The organism is Methylobacterium sp. CM6244 (assembly GCF_054817885.1).
Genome location: NZ_CM139247.1, coordinates 851,337 through 870,534, shown reverse-complemented (window position 1 = coordinate 870,534; position 19,198 = coordinate 851,337). Strand labels below are relative to the sequence as shown.

The following is a 19,198-nucleotide window of genomic DNA, read 5'->3' as shown; positions in this document are numbered from 1 at the left end:
CGGTCGGGAGATGGATAAAAACGCAGGAAGCCGCTCTCCAATGGAGAGCGGCTTCCTGTCCAATGTCAGGCTCTCGTAGGAGCCTCACATGGCCCATATGCGATATGGTTCAGGCGGCCTGGAGATTGCCGGCGGACTGCTTGCCGCTGCGCTTGTCGGTTTCCATTTCGTAGGAGACCTTCTGGCCTTCGGCGAGACCACGCATTCCTGCGCGCTCGACAGCGGAGATGTGCACGAACACATCGTTGCCGCCATTATCCGGCTGGATGAAGCCGAAGCCCTTTTGCTCGTTGAACCACTTAACAGTACCGACAGCCATCATAATCCTTCGCCCTTGCGGGCATCATAGTTCGGAGGTCCGCACGAAGATGTACGGCCTTCTCCGTTGTCTCGATTCGCACCCGACTTCCGCTCTGCGAAAGCTCTTTGGCTCACACAGATGAAAATCTGATCACGCTTCGATCTCTGTTATGTACTCTCAATGGCGGGATTTAGCAAATGCCATGAAAAACTTGGGTTTTATTTTCGAGCACGGAGGGAAATTTCCGCCGGTGGCCAGTCAATACGGGCGCTGATTTCGCTCTGCCGAGAGGTCTCATTCGGCCGGGGAGGAGCCCAGCGGCAGGTCCATCTGGGCGCTCTCGGTATCGCGCCCGCTGCGGCGGTCGAGAAAGCCGAGGATCGGCGAGACGCTTACCCCGTGCAGGACGATGGATAGCAGGATGGTCAATCCCGCCGTGCTCCAGAGCAGGCTCGCCCCCTCGAAGGCCGCATGGCCGGAGGCGTAGGCGAGATAGTAGATCGTGCCGAGCCCCCTGATCCCGAAGATGCTGATCACCGCGCGTTCGGCGGCGGGCTGATCGTGCCCGAGGAGGCTGATCCAGCCGCAGAGCGGCCGAACCACGAAGATGACCAGAAGCGCGAAGGCAACGCCGGCCCAGGTGAGGTCGCGCAGGAGTCCGCCGCCGATGGCGAGTCCGAAGCCGACGAGAAGGATCATCATCGTCAGGCGCTCGAACGCTTCGGCCGACCCGTGCAGCGCGTGATGGTAATCGTGGCCGTGGTCGGACCAGCGCATGGCCAGCGCCGCGACGAAGACGCCGATGAAGCCGTAGCCATGCACGGCCTCCACGGCCGCATAGGTCAGGCAGGTGATGCCGAGAGCGACGAAACCGTCGCCCGTCCGCGAGAGCCGTGCCCGGTTCGGCAGGTGGAAGGTCAGCCAGCCGAAGCCCCGTCCGATCGCGGCACCCAGCGCGACGCCGGCCAGGATCTTCCACACCAGCGAGACGCCGACCCATTCGGTCCACCCGGCGGCGCTCAGGCCGTTCGCGGCCACGAGGGCGATGGCGAGGTGGACGAAGGGGAAGGCGAGCCCGTCATTGAGCCCGGCCTCCGAGGTGAGGCCGAACCGCATATCGTCCTCGACGCCCTGTGACGGCGGGCCGACCTGGACCTCGGAGGCGAGGACCGGGTCGGTCGGCGCGAGGGCGGCGGCGATCAGGAGGGACGAGGCGAGGCCGAGGGCGAGGAGATGAGAGGCCAGGAACCCGAGGATCAGGATCGTCAGCGGCATGGCGAAGGCGAGGAGACGCCATGTCACCATCCAGCTTTTCCAGCCGACCCTGCGGTCGAGCTTCAGCCCGGCCCCCATCAGCGAGATGATGACGACGAATTCGCTGACCTTCTCGATCAGGCGCAGATGCTGCTGAGGCCGGGGTGAGAAGTCGGCGATTCCGGGGATCAGCGAGAGGCCGGCCCCGATCGCGACGCAGCAGATCGGCAGCGACAGCGGCAGCTGCCGAAGCACCATCGGCAGCCAGGCGGTGAGGAGCACGAGGGCGCCAAAGCCCCCGAGCATGATGACATAGGCGTCCATAACCCGCGATTCGTCCCTGTACGCTCTTCGCCGGAATCACCACGACCCATACGCAAGACCGATTGTTCACCGTCAGCATGTCGTATGGGAGCGACGCCGTTGCGGGCCGCTCCCGATCCATCCTCAGCGCGTGCCCGACCGCATCGTCATGTCGGGGTTGAGATCGACCCATTGGCGCGTCTCCGCCGCCCGGTAGAGCGCCTCGATCAGGCGGACGTCGCGCAGGCCCATCTCGCCCGGCGTCCGCAGCTCTCCGCCCTCGGCGATGATCTGCGAGAGGTGGTCGATCTCGCCGGTGAACTGCACAGCATCGCCTTCGGCCGTCAGGACCTCGTCGGCCCGCTTGGCGTCGCTGACGACGAGCCGGTTGCCCTGGTAGGCGGTGCCGGGATCGAGGGTCGCCACGCCCTTCTCGCCCCAGATGTCGATCCGCTTCTTGTCGGAGCTGTAGCCCGACGAGACCGTGGCGCGCCGGCCCGAGGGAAAGACCAGCTGCGCCGTGAACACGTCCTCGACCTGCCCGAAACGCGGATCGCCTTCCGGCGAGTGCATCGAGGCCGAGACCGAGGACGGGCTCTCGCCGAAAAACCATTGCAGGCCGTTGAGGCCGTAGATGCCGATATCCACGAGCGATCCGCCGCCGGCCACGGCCTTCAACATGCGCCACTGGTCGCGCGGCCGCGACGGCTCCAGGGGGCGGTGGTGGTCGGAGGAGGCGAAGCGGACGTCGCCGAACTCGCCCTTGTCCATCATCGCCTTGGCGCGCAGGTTATGCGGCTCCCAATGGACCCGGTAGGCGATCATCAGGCGGCGGTCGGCGGCCTTGGCAGCGTCGATCATCCGCTGGCAATCGGCGGAATTGGTAGCCATCGGCTTTTCGCAGAGAACGTGCTTGCCCGCCTCCAGCGCCTTGATGGTCAGGTCGGCATGGGTGGAGTTCGGCGTCACGATGTAGACGGCCGCAATGTCCTTGTTGTCGGCCATCTTCCCCATCGTGCCGTAATCGTAGATCCCCCCGGCCTCGACTCCGTAGCGGGCCGCGACGGCTTTGGCCTTGTCGGGATTGCCCGAGACGAGGGCCACGGTCTTCGAGCGGCGGGCCCGTTCCAGAGCGGGCAGAACCTGGGCCTGGGTGAAATCGCCGAGGCCGACCACGGCCCAGCCAAGATGCTTGTCGCGCGGCAGGGGCGGCGGCTGGTCGAGCTTGGGCTCGGGCCGGCCGGTGGGGGTGGTGGGGATCGCCTGCGAGGCGGCGCGCTCGGAAGCCAGTACACCGCCGATTCCGGCGAGGCTGCCGGCCATGAAGAGGCGGCGGGACGGCGTCGTATGCGAGGCGTCGGACATCGTATCTCCGGATCCAGGAGGGTTAAATCTCGCGGCCGGATCGAGGATGCCGCCCCCTGACAACGCATGACGCTCCAATCGGATTCCATCGGAACCTGCGGTGGAGGCGCGCGGGGCGGATTAAAACACGAGACCCATCTCGGTGGGTCTCGCGCGACAGGCGGTTTTTACTGGGACGTGGTTTTTACTGGGACGTGGTTGTTACTTGAACGTCTTGCGGGGGTCGAAAGCGTCACGGACGGCTTCGCCGGCGAAGATGAGCAGGCTCAGCATCACCGCCACCACGAAGAAGCCGGTCAGCCCGAGCCAGGGGGCCTGGATGTTGTCCTTGCCCTGCGCCAGCAACTCGCCGAGGGAGGCCGAGCCGGGAGGCAGGCCGAAGCCGAGGAAGTCGAGGGAGGTCAGCGTGCCGATCGAGCCGTTGAGGATGAACGGCATGAAGGTCAGCGTCGCCACCATGGCGTTGGGCAGGAGGTGCCGGCTCATGATGCGGATGTTGGAGAGGCCGAGCGCACGGGCGGCGCGGACATATTCGAAATTGCGCGCCCGCAGGAACTCGGCGCGCACCACGCCGACCAGGGCCACCCAGGAGAACAGCAGCAGGATGCCCAGCAGCACGAAGAAGCCCGGCGCGATGAAGGCCGAGATGATGATGATGAGGTAAAGGGTCGGGATGCCGCTCCAGACCTCGATGAAGCGTTGCAGGGACAGATCGACCCAGCCGCCGAAATAGCCCTGCACCGCCCCGGCGATCACGCCGATCACCGAGGAGACGATGGCCAGGATCAGCCCGAACAGCACCGAGATGCGAAAGCCATAGATCACGCGGGCCAGCACGTCGCGGGTGGTGTTGTCGGTGCCGAGCCAGTGCATCTCCAGGCCCTTGCACCCCTCCCGGCCCGTGGTCTCCGCGCCGTTCTGCTTCGCCGCCGCCTGGCATTGCTCGTCCGTGAGCATCCAGGTGGGCGGCGAGGGCGAGGGGGTCGGCAGCCCGTCGATGATCGTGTCGTAGGAATAGGGGATCGGCGGCCAGACCGCCCAGCCGTGATCGGCGATCTCTTTCCGCGTCTCCGCCGAGCGGTAGTTCGGCCGCGCATAGAACCCGCCGAACTTCTCGTCCGGATAATCGATCAGGACGGGAAACAGGATCTCGCCCTTGTACGAGACCACCAGGGGCCGGTCGTTGGCGATGAATTCGGCGAACAGGCTCAGGCTGAACAGGCCGACGAAGATCACGAACGACCAGAAGCCGAGCCGGTTGCGCCGGAAATTCGAGAGCCGCCGCCGGTTCAGCGGCGACAGCCCCCGTGCCGTCGGCACGAGGGGAGGCGGGGCGGCAACGGGGACGGCTTCCGCGGGGCGGGCGATCTCGTTCATGAGACCGCCCCTATTGGATTGTGCGTCAGCCGTCGAGACGGACGGCCGTTCCCTCGATCTCGTTGGGGCGCAGGCCGCCGGTCTTCTCGAGGTGGCGGCGCAGCAGGCGCACGTTGCGACGATTGGCCTTGAACGCGGCATCGAAGATGTCGCCGGCCAGTGGGACGGCGCCGATCACCCCGTCGAAGGCCACGTTCATGGCCATCCGGGCGAGCAGCCATTTCGGCGCGCCGAGGCGGCGTGCCTCGTAGACGATGTAGGAGGCGAGCAGCATGCCCGCCGCATCGCCGATGATCGGAACGAGGCCGACCACGGCGTCGAGCCCCACCCGCCGGTTGATGCCGGGGATCACGAACGCCGAGTCCATGATGTGGGCGAACTGCTCCAGCCGCAGCAGCGAGGCCTCCCGGCTGTCGGGCTCGGCGCGGAAGCGTGTGGCGGTCCCATCGCCCCGGCCGAAGGCGCCGTTGGGCAATTCGCGAGTGGCGAAGACGGCGTCGTTGAAGGCCATGGCGGGGCTCCGGGGGATGCGCGTCGTGGTCATGATGCAGGATGTGGCCCTGCCCGGGGCAAGCTGCAAGCACCGGGCCCGCACGGCCGTGCCGCTTCATCAAAAGGTGCTCCGCATCAGGCCGGAGAGCCGCTCTAGGGCCGCGTCGAGGGTCGCATCCTGCTTGGCGAAACACAGCCTGACGAGGTTGCGCACGGCCCCCTGCGCATAGAAAGCACTGATGGGAATCGCCGCCACCCCGTGCTCCCGCACGAGATGCTGGCAGAAGGCGACGTCGTCCGCGCAGCCGAGGCGCGGGCCCAGCTCGCCGATGTCGATGGTGAGGAAGTAGGTCGCCTGCGACGGCAGCACGGAGAAGCCGAGGCCGGTGAGTCCGGCGCTCAGCCGGTCGCGCGAGCGGGCGAACCGGGCGCGCATCTCGATGAAATAGGCTTCGTCCTTGGAAAGCCCGTACGCCACTGCCTCCTGCAGGTTCGGCGGCGTGGTGAAGGTGAGGAACTGGTGCGCCTTCGAGACCACCTTGAGCAGGGCCGGTGCCGCCATGACGAAGCCGACCTTCCAGCCGGTGAGGCTGAAGATCTTGCCGGCCGAGCCGATCTTCACGGTGCGGTCCCGCATGCCGTCGAACCCGATCAGCGGGCGATGGGGCCGCCCATCGAAGGTCACGTGCTCCCACACCTCGTCGCAGATGGCGGTCACGTCGAATCGCTGGCAGAACCTCGCCAGCAATGCGAGATCCTGTTCCTCGAACATCGTCGCGGTCGGGTTGAGCGGGTTGTTGAGAACGACGACGCGGGTGCGCTCGGAAAAAGCTTCCGCCAGCGCCTCTTCGTCGAGGCGGAAATGCGGAGGCCGCAGGGTGACGAAGCGCGGGATGCCGCCGGCCTGCCGGATGATCGGCAGGTAGGCGTCGTACATCGGCTCGAACAGCACGACCTCGTCGCCGGGCGAGACCAGGGCGAGCAGGCTCGCGGCCAGGGCCTCGGTGGCGCCCGACGTCACCATCACCTCGGTGTCGGGATCGAGAGCGAGTGCCTGATGGCGCTCGTAATGGGCGGCGATGGCGCGGCGAAGCACCGGCAAACCCATCATCGGCGGGTATTGGTTGTAGCCGTCGCGCAGGGCATCGGCGGCCTTCTCGCGCACATCCGCCGGCCCGGGATCGTCCGGGAAACCCTGTCCGAGATTGATCGCCCCGAGCTCGCGCGCCAGCACCGACATCACGTCGAACACGGTATTGGGGAGGTCGGCGAAAACAGGGTTCATCCGGGAAACGCTCGTGGGCGATAAACTGAAGCTGACGTCGTCCGCCCCCTCGGTAGCATGGGCGTTTCGGGCCGGAAATCGCGCTTTTGGGAACGTGCGCGATCGCACGCCCCTCCGCCCGTAATCCCGGACCGCGCCTGACGATTGTTGACATTCATCAGGCGTAACGTAGGTTCTGGCCATGGCCGGAGCGGTCGCCGCTCAACAGGAACACCGCCCCCTCGTTTCGGTTGGGCGACGTACCGCTCCGGTCCTTCCCAAGAAGCCGATCCCCCCAAGGATTGAAGTCGTCGCTCCGGCTCGGGGCGGCGGCTTTTTCCGCGTTCCGCTTGTGCTTCGATGGTCCTCCGGGGTAGCGACCTCGTATCGGATCACGAGGACGACCGCGTTGAGTACCCGCGCCTGCTGCGCCCTTGCCTTCCTCATCGCCCTGGCGGGAGCGGGATTGCGCCTCGCCATGCCGGTGACGCCGCCGGACGCGGCCTACCACGCGGTGGTCGAGGCCTACCCGTCGAAGCCACTCCCCTGAAGGCTTCCGCCGATCCGCCGCCGGAACGTCGGAAACAACCCGGAAACTTCCGCGCCGCACTGGCGTCGCAATAATCCGGCATATTCGGCCGCGATGCTGAGCGATCGATCGACGGGCAAGACCCACCGGCAACCCAGCGCGGCTCCCGGCACTGTCCCGGATCGTCGCCCCGCTGCGCGGTGGTCGCGCCCCCTGTTCCCTCGGGACTCACGTCGCCATTTCGTCCAGACTGCGCGGTGCCGTTCGGGAGCGATCGGCTGGATTGTCGAGGCATGAACGAACAATCGCCCATCCGGACCGAAACGGCCCGGGAATTCAGACCGGACACCCCGGCGCCGACGCGCCGGCGAAGCCGTGTGGGAACATGGTTGATCCTGCTCCTCCTCCTCGCGGGGGCGGGAGCGGCCGGCTACAGATTCTATCTCGCGCCCAAGCTCGCGCCCAAGACGGAGAGCACGGCCGACGGCGCGCCCGCCCGCGGCAAGGGCGCCCGTGGACGTCCGGGCGACATGCCACAGGCGGTCGGGGTCGCCACGGTCTCCACCGGCGAGATCCCGGTGGTGCTGTCGGGCCTCGGCACGGTGACGCCGCTCGCCACCGTGACGATCCAGTCGCAGATCAGCGGCTATCTCACGGAGATCGGCTTTCGCGAGGGGCAGACCGTGAAGAAGGGCGATTTCCTCGCCCAGATCGATCCGCGCATCTACGAGGCGCAACTCGCCCAGTACCAGGGCCAGCTCGCCCGCGATCAGGCCCTGCTGCAGAATTCGAAGCTCGACCTCGCCCGTTTCCAGCGCCTCAGCCTGCAGGATTCGATCTCCAAGCAGAACGTGGACACGCAAGCGTCCCTGGTGAAGCAGAACGAGGGCACGGTCGCCATCGACCAGGCCCAGGTCGACCAGCAGAAGCTCAACATCGCCTATACGCGCATCGTCTCGCCCGTGGAGGGCCGCGTCGGCCTGCGCCAGATCGACCAGGGCAATTACGTCACTGCCGCCTCCACCAACATCGTGGTGGTGACGCAGCTGCATCCGATCTCGGTGGTGTTCACCCTGCCCGAGGACGACGTGGCGCGCGTCATGCGCCGCCTGCGCTCGGGCGCGAAGCTCACGGTGACCGCCTATGACCGGGGCGATGCCAACGTGCTCGCCACCGGCACCCTCGATACGGTGGACAACCAGATCGACACCACCACCGGCACGGTGAAGTTGCGCGCGCTGTTCGACAACAAGGACGAGAGCCTGTTCCCGAACCAGTTCGTGAACGCCAAGCTCACCGTGGACACGGTGCGGGACACGCCCATCGTCCCCACCGCCGCGATCCTGCGCGGCACGCCCGGCGCCTATGTCTACCTGCTCGACAGCGACGACAAGGTCGTGGTCCGGCCGATCACCGTCGGCGAGGCCGATGGCACGCGCAGTGCCGTCACCAAGGGGCTGGCGGTCGGCGACCGGGTGGTGGTCGATGGGACCGACCGCCTGCGCGACGGCGCCAAGGTCCGCGTCACCGAGGGCGGCAAGGGGCAGGCGCCACCTCCCGGCGAACCTGCGGCGCCCGGCCAAGCCGCGCCTGCAACCGACGCCCCGGCCACGACATCGACGCCCGCCGCCGGGACGCCTCCCGAAAACCCGCCGCAGAAGCGCGAGCGCCGCAGAGAGCGGCCGGCGGCGCAGCCGTGATGATCACTCTCGACGCCGTTTCTCCCTCCCCCCTCTGCGGGGGAGGGTGCCTGCGGAGCAGGCGGGAGAGGGGACGACCTCTCCGGACAGCGCGCTCCCCTCTCCCGACCCACTGCGTGGGCCACCCTCCCCCGCAGCGGGGGGAGGGGAGGGGCGGCGCGCCCGTCATGGCCTTTACCCCATGAACCCGTCCCGCATCTTCATCCTGCGTCCCGTCGCCACCACGCTGTTCATGCTGGCGATCCTGCTCGTGGGCATGGTGTCGTACCTGAACCTGCCGGTCTCGGCCCTGCCGTCGGTGGAGTACCCGACGATCCAGGTGCAGACCTTCTATCCCGGCGCCAGCCCCGAGGTGATGACCTCGGCGGTGACGGCGCCGCTGGAGCGGCAATTCGGCCAGCTCGCCAACCTCAACCAGATGACCTCGCAGAGTTCTGCGGGCGCGTCGGTGATCACGCTCCAGTTCAGCCTGGATCTCGGCCTCGACATCGCGGAGCAGCAGGTCCAGGCGGCCATCAATGCGGCGGGCAACCTGCTGCCCTCCGACCTGCCGGCGCCACCCATCTACGCCAAGGTCAACCCGGCCGACGCGCCGATCCTGACCCTGGCGCTCACCTCCACGACGATGCCGCTCACCGAGGTGCGCGATCTGGCCGAGACGCGGCTCGCCCAGAAGATCAGCCAGGTCTCCGGCGTCGGCCTCGTCAGCATGGGCGGCGGCCAGCGCCCCGCCGTGCGCGTGCGCTTCAATTCGCGTGCGCTGGCTGCCTACGGCCTCAACATCGACGACCTTCGCACCACCATCACCAACCTCAACGTCAACACGCCGAAGGGCACGATCGACGGTCCGACCCAATCCTACGCCATCAACGCCAACGACCAGATCCGCGATCCGAAGGCCTACGAGCAGGCGATCATCGCCTACAAGAACGGCTCGGCGGTGCGGCTCTCGGACGTCGCCGACGTGGTCAACGGCCCGGAGAACACCAAGCTCGGCGCCTGGATGGACGAGACGCCCGCCGTCATCCTCAACATCCAGCGCCAGCCCGGCGCGAACGTCATCGCCACCGTCGACAAGATCAAGGCGCTGCTGCCCCAGCTGCAGGGGACGCTGCCCGCCGCGATCACGGTGACGCCGCTCACCGACCGCACCACCACCATCCGCGCCTCGGTCCACGACGTGCAGGTGGAACTGGCGCTCGCCATCGGCCTCGTGGTGCTGGTGATCTTCCTGTTTTTGCGCAGCCTGTCCGCGACCCTGATCCCGAGCCTGTCGGTGCCGCTCTCGCTCATTGGCGCGCTCTCGATCATGGATCTCTACGGGTTCTCCCTCGACAACCTGTCCCTGATGGCGCTGACCATCGCCACCGGCTTCGTCGTCGACGACGCCATCGTGGTCATCGAGAACATCGCCCGCCACGTGGAGGAGGGCGATTCGCCGATGGAGGCGGCCCTGAAGGGCAGCCGCGAGATCGGCTTCACCATCATCTCGCTCACGGTCTCCCTCATCGCGGTGCTGATCCCGCTCCTTTTCATGGGCGACGTGGTGGGCCGCCTGTTCCACGAATTCGCGATCACGCTCGCCGCCACCATCGTGATCTCGGCGGTGGTCTCGCTCACCCTCGTGCCGATGCTGTGCGCCCGCCTGCTCAAGCACGCGCCGGAGGCCAAGCGCCGCGAAGGATTCATCGGGCGGGCCGGGCGTAGGGCCATGGACGGGGTGATCGCCGGCTACGGGCGGATGCTGCGCATCGTCCTCAACCACCAGGGCCTGACCCTGGTGGTCACCCTCGGCACCATCGCGCTCACCGCCTACCTGTTCGTGGTCATCCCCAAGGGGTTCTTCCCGGTCCAGGATACCGGCGTGATCCAGGGCGTGACCCAGGCCGACCAGACGGTCTCCTATGCCGAGATGGCTGACCGCCAGCAGCAGCTCGCCCGGATCGTCCTGCAGGACCCGGATGTGGCGAGCCTGTCCTCGTTCATCGGTGTCGACGGCCAAAACGTCACGCTGAATTCCGGACGGTTCCTCATCAACCTGAAGCCGCATGAGGGCCGCGCCACCGATGCCAGCGCGATCATCCGCCGCCTGAAGGAAGCGACGCGCGGGGTCGCCGGCATCCGGCTCTACATGCAGCCGGTGCAGGACCTCACCATCGATACGGCGGTGAGCGCGACGCAGTACCAGGTGATCCTCGAGAACCCGAACCTCTCGGAATTCGAGACCTGGGTGCCGCGCTTCGTCCAGGCGCTGCAGCGCTCGCCGCTGCTGTCGGACGTGGCGAGCGACCTCCAGGGCAACGGGTTGGCGGCCTACATCACCATCGACCGGCCCACCGCGGGCCGCTACGGCATCACCCCCGCCACCGTGGACAACGCGCTCTACGACGCCTTCGGCCAGCGCATCGTCTCGACGATCTTCACCCAGTCGAACCAGTACCGGGTGATCCTCGAGGCCGACCCGGACCTGCACAAGACTCTCGACAGCCTCAACGGCATCTTCCTGCCCTCCTCCACGGCGGCCTCGGGCCAGGTGCCGCTTTTGGCGGTGGCGCGGATCAGCGAACGCCGGGCGCCGCTCCTCATCAGCCATCTCGGCCAGTTCCCGGCCACCACCGTCTCGTTCAACCTCGCCGAAGGCGCGGCGCTGGGCGATGCGGTGCAGACGATCGAGGCGGCGCGGAAGGAGATCGACCTGCCGCCGAGCTTCCGCGTGGTGCCGCAGGGCTCGGTCTTCGCCTTCCAATCGGCGCTCTCGAACCAGCTCTTCCTGGTGATCGCCGCCATCGTCACCGTCTACATCGTGCTCGGCGTGCTCTACGAGAGCTTCGTCCACCCGATCACGATCCTCTCGACCCTGCCCTCGGCGGGGATCGGCGCCCTGGTCGGGCTGATGCTCTACGGCATGCCGCTGGACATCATCGGCGTCATCGGCATCGTGCTGCTCATCGGCATCGTGAAGAAGAACGCGATCATGATGATCGACTTCGCGCTCCAGGCCGAGCGCGAGGAGGGCATGGCCCCGCGCGACGCGATCTACGAGGCCTGCCTGCTGCGCTTCCGCCCGATCCTGATGACGACGCTGGCCGCTTTGTTCGCGGCGGTGCCCCTCATCCTCGGCACCGGCGTCGGTTCCGAACTGCGCCAGCCGCTCGGCATCGTCATCGCCGGCGGCCTCATCGTTTCCCAGGTGCTGACCCTGTTCACCACCCCGGTGATCTACCTCGCCTTCGACCGGCTGGAGCGCCGGTTCAAGCGCGGCGGCGGCGCGAAGGCGGCGGGGGTGACGCCGTGATCCGGGACCTTGCCGTCACTCTCCCTCCCCCCTCTGCGGGGGAGGGAGGCCCACGCAGTGGGTCGGGAGAGGGGAACCCGGTTTCCGGATCGGACGCGCAGAGCGACGATGGGCGCACCCTCGTCAGACCGACTCCCCATTTGCGTGCGTTCGCCCGCGAGCAACGTCAGCTCCGTACGCTTGCCGAGGATGCGTTCTGGCAGCAGGTGCGCGGTAGCCGCTTCCGTGGGCTCAAATTCAGACGCCAGGTTCCCCTGCCGCCCTACATCGCCGATTTCCTCTGCGCCTCCGCCCGTCTGATCGTCGAACTCGACGGAGCCCCGCATGACGAGGCCGAACGCCGTGATCGCGACGCCGCGCGCGATGTCTGGCTGCGGGAGCAGGGGTTCGAGATTCTGCGCTTCCCGAATGACCGTGTCCTGAGCGATCTCGCTTCGGTCCTCGACACGGTCGGCGCGACCGTCGAGGCGCGGCTGGCTCGCGCCGTGTCCGGCCGCGTCGCTCCCCTCTCCCGACCCGGCCTGACGGCCGGGCCACCCTCCCCCGCAGAGGGGGGAGGGAGTATGCGCCCGGCTCCCCGCCCATGAACGTCTCCGAGCCGTTCATCCGCCGTCCGGTCGCCACGACGCTGCTCACCATCGGGGTGTTGCTGGCGGGCATCTTTGCGTTCTTCAAGCTGCCGGTGGCGCCGCTGCCGCAGGTGGATTTCCCCGTCATCCTGGTCCAGGCGCAGATGGCCGGGGCCTCGCCCGAGACCATGGCGACGACGGTGGCGGCCCCCTTGGAGCGGCGCCTCGGCATCATCGCCGATGTGGGCGAGATGACCTCTACCAGTTCCGTCGGGACGGTGCGGATCGTCCTGATGTTCAATCTCAACCGCGACATCGACGGGGCCGCCCGCGACGTGCAGGCGGCGATCAACGCCGCACGGGCCGACCTGCCCACCGCCCTGCGCTCGAACCCGACCTATCGCAAGTTCAACCCGGCCGATGCGCCGATCCTGATCCTCGGCCTGACCTCGAATACCCTGTCGCCGGGCCAGCTCTACGATTCCGCCGCCACGGTGGTGCAGCAGAAGATGTCCCAGCTCCCCGGGGTGGGGAATGTCGATATCGGCGGCTCGTCGCTCCCGGCGGTGCGGGTCGAACTCGATCCCACCGCCCTCTACAATTACGGGATCGGGCTCGAAGGGGTGCGCGCCGCGATCGCCTCGGCCAATGCCAATTCCCCGAAAGGCGCAATCGAGACCGACACCCGCCATTACCAGCTCTACGCCAACGACCAGGGCCGGGTGGCGGCGGATTATCGCGACATCGTCGTGGCCTACCGCAACGGGGCGGGCGTGCGCCTCACCGATGTGGGCAAGGTCGAGGATTCGGTGGAGGACAAGCGCAACCTCGGCCTCGTGAACGGCCGGCCGGGCGTGATCCTGTTCATCTACAAGCAGCCCGGCTCCAACGTGGTCGACACCATCAAGGCGGTGAAGGCGGCGCTGCCGCAGGTCCAGGCCGCGCTGCCGGGAGATATCGACCTCACCGTCACGGGCGACCGCAGCGCCACGATCCGCGCCTCCCTCGCCGAGACCGAGGAGACCCTGATCATCGCGGTCGTCCTCGTCATCGGCGTGGTCTTCGCCTTCCTGCGCTCCGGCCGGGCGACCCTGATCCCGGCCGTGGCCGTGCCGATCTCGATCATCGGCACCTTCTCGGCCATGTACCTGCTGGATTACAGCCTCGACATCCTGTCGCTGATGGCCCTCATCATCGCGACGGGCTTCGTGGTGGACGACGCCATCGTCGTCCTGGAGAACATCCAGCGCCATATCGAGCTCGGCAAGCCGAGGGTGGAGGCCGCCCTCACCGGGTCGAAGGAGGTCGGCTTCACCGTCATCTCCATGACCCTGTCGTTGATCGCGGTGTTCATCCCGATCCTGCTGATGGGCGGCATCGTCGGGCGGCTGTTCGAGGAATTCGCCGTCACCCTGTCCCTGGCGATCCTGATCTCCCTGGTCCTCTCGCTCACCACCACGCCGATGATGTGCGCGCTCCTGCTCAAGCGCGAAAGCGTGCCGGAGGGAGAGGCGCCGCGTCGCCCCAACCTCCTGATCCGGGGTCTGGAAGGCGCCTTCGAGGGAACGCTGCGCGCTTATGAGCGGACCCTGCGGATCGCCCTCGCTCATCGCCGCCTGGTGCTGCTCACGCTGTTCGCGACGATCGGGCTCAACGTCTATCTCTACATCATCGTCCCGAAGGGCTTCTTCCCCGAGCAGGATACGGGTCAGATGATGGGCGGCATCCAGGCCGACCAGCGCATCTCGTTTCAGGCGATGAAGCAGAAGCTGGAACAGGCCACCGCCATCGTGCAGGCCGATCCGGCGGTGGACAGCGTCGTCGGCTTCACCGGCGGGCGCGCCACCAACTCGGCCAATGTCTTCGTCGGCCTCAAGCCGCGGGGCGAGCGCGCCTCGATCACCGAGGTGATGACCCGGCTGCGCCCCAAGCTGGCGCAGGTGGCGGGCGCCCGGCTGTTCCTGTTCCCGCGCCAGGACCTGCGCATGGGCGGGCGCCAGAGCTTCGCGCAGTACCAGTACACCCTCCAGGGCGACACGGCCGACGAGCTCTATGCGGCGGCGCCCCGGCTCGTGGAGGCGCTGCAGAAGAATCCGGTCTTCGCCGATGTCACCTCCGACCAGCAGGAGGGCGGGCTGGAAAGCCGCCTCGTCATCGACCGGGCCACAGCCTATCGCTACGGCATCACGCCCGACAAGATCGACAACACGCTCTACGACGCCTTCGGCCAGCGGCAGGTCTCGACGATCTACAATCCGCTCAACCAGTACCACGTCGTGATGGAGATCGCGCCGCGCTACCTGCAGAGCCCGGAGACGTTGAAGACCGTCTTCGTCTCGACATCGGGCGGCAAGGCGCGAGGCTCGGCCATCACCAACGCCGTGGCCGGGACGGTGGCCGGCGCCGCGACGACGGGGACGACGGCCTCCACCATCGCCGCCGATTCCGCCCGCAACGCCGCCTCCAACGCCATCGCGGGCGGGGCGGGGGCCTCGTCCAGCGCACCCGTTTCGAGCGCCAAGGAGACGATGATCCCGCTCTCCGCCTTCGCACGGGTCGAGACCGCGAACGCGCCCGTGCAGGTGAGCCACCAGGGCCTGTTCGTCGCGACCACGCTCTCGTTCAACCTGGCGCCGGGCAAGAGCCTCTCGGACGCCACCGCCGCCATCGAGGAGGCCGAGGCGGCCTTACGCCTGCCGGCGACGATCCACGGCGAGTTCGCGGGCGCCGCCAAGACCTTCCAGGCCTCGTCCTCGCGCCAGCCGCTGCTGATCCTGGCCGCGCTGCTGGCCGTCTACACCATCCTGGGAATCCTCTACGAGAGCTTCGTCCATCCGGTGACGATCCTCTCGACGCTGCCCTCGGCCGGCATCGGCGCGCTGCTGGCGCTCCTCGTCTCGGGCACGGAATTCACCATCATCGCGCTGATCGCGGTGTTCCTGCTCATCGGGATCGTGAAGAAGAACGCGATCATGATGATCGACGTGGCGCTCGATGCCGAGCGCACGCGTGGGGCCACACCGAAGGATGCGATCTTCGAGGCCTGCCTCTTGCGCTTCCGGCCGATCATGATGACAACGCTGGCGGCCCTGCTCGGCGCCCTGCCGCTCATCCTCGCCGGGGGCGAAGGGTCGGAGATGCGCCGCCCCCTGGGCATCGCCATCGCCGGCGGCCTGATCGTGAGCCAGCTCCTGACCCTCTACACCACACCCGTCGTCTACCTCTATCTCGACCGCCTCCGCCGGCGTCGCCCGGCCTTGGGCGTGGTTCCGGGCGCGGCCGAATGAGCGTGGGCGGTTTGACGGACGGTCGCCTGCGCGGGCTCGTGGCTTCCCTTTCGAGGGGAAGCGCACCGCTTCCAGACGACGGCGCAGGTTCCCTCTCCTGGAAGGAGAGGGACAGGGTGAGGTGTGCGACCTTTTCGGAGGTGTCACACACCTCACCCCAACCCTCTCCTTCCAGGAGAGGGAGCACGTTGTGCTTGCCCCTCGCCCTTCTCTCTCTCTCTGCAACCCTTTCCGGCTGCATGGTCGGGCCCGATTACTCGCGGCCCTCCGTGGAAACGCCGCTGGCGTTCAAGCAGGGCGGAATGCGCGAGGACAGCGTGGCCCATGTCGCCACGCGGAAGGGCTGGCGCGCGGTGCAGCCCAATGACGGGGCCGAGCGCGGCGATTGGTGGCGCGTGTTCCGCGATCCCGCCCTCGACCGGCTGATCCGCCTCGTCGACGTGGACAACCAGAACCTGCGCGTCTCCCTGGCCTCCTACGACCAGGCGCGCGGCCTCGTCGCCCAGGCGCGCTCGGCGCTCTACCCCACGGTCATCGGCGCGCCGACGATCACGCGCTCGCGGACGCTCGGCACCGAGCGCACCTCGGTCTCGCTCCAGGCCCAGGCCTCGTGGGAGCTCGACCTGTTCGGCCGCATCCGGCGCAACATCGAGAGCGAGGTCGCCAATGCCCAGGCGAGCGCGGCGGATCTGGCGGCCGTGCGCCTGGCGATCCAGTCCGAGGTCGCCACCAACTATTACAGCCTGCGCTACCAGGATTCCCTGCAGCGCCTGCTGAACGAGACGGTGGAGGCCTATAAGAAGAGCCTCGCCATCACCGAGAACCAGTACAATGCCGGCGTGGCGGCCCGCTCCGACGTGATCACGGCGCAGACGCAGGTGCAGTCGACCCAGGCCCAGGCCATCGCGGTGGGGCTGCAGCGTGCGACCTTCGAACACGCCATCGCGACGCTGATCGGGCGTCCGCCCTCCGAATTGTCCCTGCCGAAGGGAAGCCTGCCGAAGACGCCGCCCGCGGTTCCGGTGGGCATCCCCTCCGCCCTGCTGGAGCGGCGCCCGGACATCGCGCAGGCCGAGCGCAGCGTCCAGTCCCAGAGCGAGCAGATCGGCGTCGCCGTGGCGGCCTTCTACCCGACCCTGGTCCTCTCGGGCTCGGGCGGCGTCTCGGGGCTGACCAGCAACGGCGTCTTCTCGGCGGCGAACCAGGTCTGGTCGGTGGCTGCGGCCGGCAGCGAGGCCCTGCTCGATGGCGGCGCCCGCACCGCCGCCGTGCAGATCGCGAGAGCCGCCTACGACGCCACGGTGGCGACCTACCGCCAGACCGTGCTCACCGCCTTCGCCGAGGTGGAGAACGGCTTGGCCGGGGTGCGCATCCTCGCCCGGCAGCAGGCGGCGCAGGAGGAGGCGGTGGCCTCCGCCCGCCGCGCCGTGGAGATCACCCTCAACGAATACCGGGCGGGTACCCAGAACTTCACCACCGTCATCACCGCCCAGGCGTTGGAACTGAACAACGAAGTGACCGCCCTGCAGGTGCGGCTCAACCGCTTCACCACGGCGGTGAGCCTCATCCGGGCGCTGGGCGGCGGCTGGGACGTGCGCAGCCTTCCGACACCCGACGAACTCAAGGGCGACCGCCTGCCGATCGACCGGGGCCAAGCCGTCCGCACGGACGAGTAAGCCGTCCGCACGGACGAGTGAGCCGTCCGCTGCGGGCGGATGGCGAGGGATTGCACGGGCGGTGACGGTGCGCGGCGCCGCGCGGATCAGCCGATGATGAGGAAATCGGAAGCGGCGAGGGCCGTCTCCTTGGTGAGATGCGCGAACAGGACGGGTTTGTAGGTCGCCGCCGAACCGTCCCGGTCGAAGAAGAGATCGCCCGTCGCCGTGTCGTGGAGGATGCGGTCATCCGCATCCGAGGCCCGGGTGCCGATGGCGAAGGCGCCCTTGGCGAGCCGCCCGGTGGCGAGCCCCAGGAAGACGTCGTCGTCCAGCTTGACGGTGTCGTCGGCCTGCGAAAAGTCGGTGATCCGGTCGACGTTCCTCCGGGCATCGAGGGCGGTGGCGAACACGAAGACGTCGTCGCCCGCCCCGCCCTTCAGGCGATCCTTCCCGGCGCCACCGAACAGCGTGTCGTTGCCGTCGCCCCCGAACAGCGTGTCGTTTCCCGCCCCGCCGAGGAGTCGGTCCGCGCCCGCCCTCCCGTCGACCCTGTCATTGCCGGCGAGCCCGTCGATCCGGTCGGCGAGGACGCTGCCCCGCAGGATGTCGGCCTTGCCCGTCGGCAGGATGTAGGCCGGGTCGCCGTCATGGGTGCCGACCAGTCGGTCGAGGCCGCGCGTCGGCGCGGCGAAGGGGATGAAGCCGTCGGCGAGGGCCAGGGCATCGAACTCCGCCACGCGCGCGGCACCGTTGACGTAATCGACGGAGAAGACCGGTTTTCCGTTGCTGAGGAAGTCCTGCTTCAGGATCTCGATCGTCTCGGCATCGGGCCTGAGCGGATTGTTCTCGTCGCGTGCGCCGCGATAATAGAGGTCTTCCACCGCGATCCCGCCGATGACGTCGAGATAGGCTTCCCTGCGCGCGGTGTCGTTGCCGAGATCGTTGAGGATCCAGGCGCCGTTCTGCGGGATGACGAAGAAGTCGGGGTTGGTCTCGCGGGCATGTTCCGTGAGCGCGACGACGAAATCGACCATGCGCTGTGCCGCCTGCTTGACGGAGACGGGGTCGCCGGCCTGCCGGTCCTTGGCGGCGACTTCCGTGCCCCAGAAATAATAGCCGTCGACGATGTCGAGATAGGCGGCGTCGAAACCCGCCGCGACGATGGCGTCGACATCGCCCGTCCGCGCGTCGTTGAAGAGGATGTCCTGCCACTCCTCGTCCCAGAAGCGCACCTTGCGCGATTCCGGCCAGTCGGGATTGAGCGGCCCGAGCCAATCGGGCGCCCGCGCGTCGAGGTCGCCCTCTGCCAGTCCCGTCTCGGTCCAGCCGGGCTGCCAGTAATCGCGAAAGTCGGACGCCTCGCCGATGGAGATGTACGAGACGACCACGGAACGGCCGCCCATCCCATCCTTCATGCGCGTGACGTCATCGGCCGAGAACCGGAGGGCGTTGGTGCCGTCGCGGGAGGAATCGATGACGAGGAGGTCATGGGTCGCCGAGGCGAGCAGATCCCGGTCGAGGGGCGCGCCATCGCGTCCTTGCAGTTCGTATCCCCAGGTCTCGACGGCGACGGTCCCGGTGGAGGTTCTGAAGGTGACCATGGGTCGATCGGTCCTCGCATTCGGCCGCGTCGCGGCGAGCGTCCCGCTGGGCGTGGCGGACGTTCGGCCTCTCTATGGGGTCGCGAGCCCTTAACGGAGGCTTCGATCGGTCCGGCGTTTTCGATGCAAGCGATGCGTCCGATGTCGGGCGCCGGGCACGGGCCATGTTCCGCCACCACGGCAGCGTGATCGCTGCTATGCAC

13 protein-coding genes are annotated in these 19,198 nt (G+C 67.8%); 6 read left to right on the top strand and 7 right to left on the bottom strand.

From position 1 onward, the window contains the following. Positions 1–109: 109 nt before the first annotated feature. The 6 genes from ACYQML_RS03965 to ACYQML_RS03940 all read right to left on the bottom strand — a co-directional run bounded on the left by ACYQML_RS03965 (position 110) and on the right by ACYQML_RS03940 (position 6,377). Positions 110–319, bottom strand: a complete 210-nt coding sequence (locus ACYQML_RS03965) for a cold-shock protein (protein ID WP_056423281.1) — start codon at positions 317–319, stop codon at positions 110–112. Between the two features lie 276 nt (positions 320–595). Continuing rightward, the gene (locus ACYQML_RS03960) at positions 596–1,879 is read right to left on the bottom strand and encodes a cation:proton antiporter (RefSeq protein ID WP_207411058.1); all 1,284 of its coding nucleotides are present in this window, start codon (positions 1,877–1,879) and stop codon (positions 596–598) included. A gap of 123 nt (positions 1,880–2,002) precedes the next feature. After that, on the bottom strand, positions 2,003–3,223 hold the full coding sequence (locus ACYQML_RS03955) for a Gfo/Idh/MocA family protein (protein WP_461234790.1): 1,221 nt from the start codon (positions 3,221–3,223) through the stop codon (positions 2,003–2,005). Positions 3,224–3,424: 201 nt separating this feature from the next. Beyond that, the gene (locus ACYQML_RS03950; RefSeq protein WP_461234789.1) at positions 3,425–4,600 is read right to left on the bottom strand and encodes an ABC transporter permease; all 1,176 of its coding nucleotides are present in this window, start codon (positions 4,598–4,600) and stop codon (positions 3,425–3,427) included. 25 nt (positions 4,601–4,625) lie between these two features. Then, complete coding sequence (locus ACYQML_RS03945; protein WP_461234788.1) at positions 4,626–5,111, bottom strand: DUF4112 domain-containing protein; 486 nt, start codon at positions 5,109–5,111, stop codon at positions 4,626–4,628. A gap of 99 nt (positions 5,112–5,210) precedes the next feature. Beyond that, positions 5,211–6,377, bottom strand: a complete 1,167-nt coding sequence (locus ACYQML_RS03940) for an aminotransferase (RefSeq protein ID WP_461234787.1) — start codon at positions 6,375–6,377, stop codon at positions 5,211–5,213. Positions 6,378–6,765: 388 nt separating this feature from the next. Between ACYQML_RS03940 and ACYQML_RS03935 the strand changes: the two genes are divergently transcribed. The 6 genes from ACYQML_RS03935 (at position 6,766) to ACYQML_RS03910 (ending at position 17,412) form a co-directional block, all read left to right on the top strand. Further along, positions 6,766–6,906 carry a hypothetical protein gene (locus ACYQML_RS03935; protein ID WP_200919012.1) on the top strand — a complete coding sequence of 47 codons (141 nt, stop codon included), beginning with the start codon at positions 6,766–6,768 and terminating at the stop codon, positions 6,904–6,906. Positions 6,907–7,178: 272 nt separating this feature from the next. Next, a complete protein-coding gene (locus ACYQML_RS03930) occupies positions 7,179–8,585 on the top strand; it encodes an MdtA/MuxA family multidrug efflux RND transporter periplasmic adaptor subunit (protein ID WP_461234786.1) in 1,407 nt (468 codons plus the stop codon). Between the two features lie 181 nt (positions 8,586–8,766). After that, complete coding sequence (locus ACYQML_RS03925) at positions 8,767–11,880, top strand: MdtB/MuxB family multidrug efflux RND transporter permease subunit (RefSeq protein WP_461234785.1); 3,114 nt, start codon at positions 8,767–8,769, stop codon at positions 11,878–11,880. Between the two features lie 140 nt (positions 11,881–12,020). Continuing rightward, positions 12,021–12,467 (top strand): endonuclease domain-containing protein, encoded by a 447-nt coding sequence (locus ACYQML_RS03920; RefSeq protein WP_461234784.1) that lies wholly within the window; start codon positions 12,021–12,023, stop codon positions 12,465–12,467. Further along, the gene (locus ACYQML_RS03915) at positions 12,464–15,736 is read left to right on the top strand and encodes an efflux RND transporter permease subunit (RefSeq protein ID WP_461234783.1); all 3,273 of its coding nucleotides are present in this window, start codon (positions 12,464–12,466) and stop codon (positions 15,734–15,736) included. The genes ACYQML_RS03920 and ACYQML_RS03915 overlap by 4 nt, the downstream gene beginning before the upstream one ends. Before the next feature lie 188 nt (positions 15,737–15,924). Beyond that, the gene (locus tag ACYQML_RS03910) at positions 15,925–17,412 is read left to right on the top strand and encodes an efflux transporter outer membrane subunit (protein WP_461234782.1); all 1,488 of its coding nucleotides are present in this window, start codon (positions 15,925–15,927) and stop codon (positions 17,410–17,412) included. 86 nt (positions 17,413–17,498) lie between these two features. Here ACYQML_RS03910 and ACYQML_RS03905 read toward each other — a convergent pair whose 3' ends face one another. Continuing rightward, complete coding sequence (locus ACYQML_RS03905; protein ID WP_461234781.1) at positions 17,499–18,995, bottom strand: endo alpha-1,4 polygalactosaminidase; 1,497 nt, start codon at positions 18,993–18,995, stop codon at positions 17,499–17,501. Positions 18,996–19,198 lie beyond the last annotated feature (203 nt).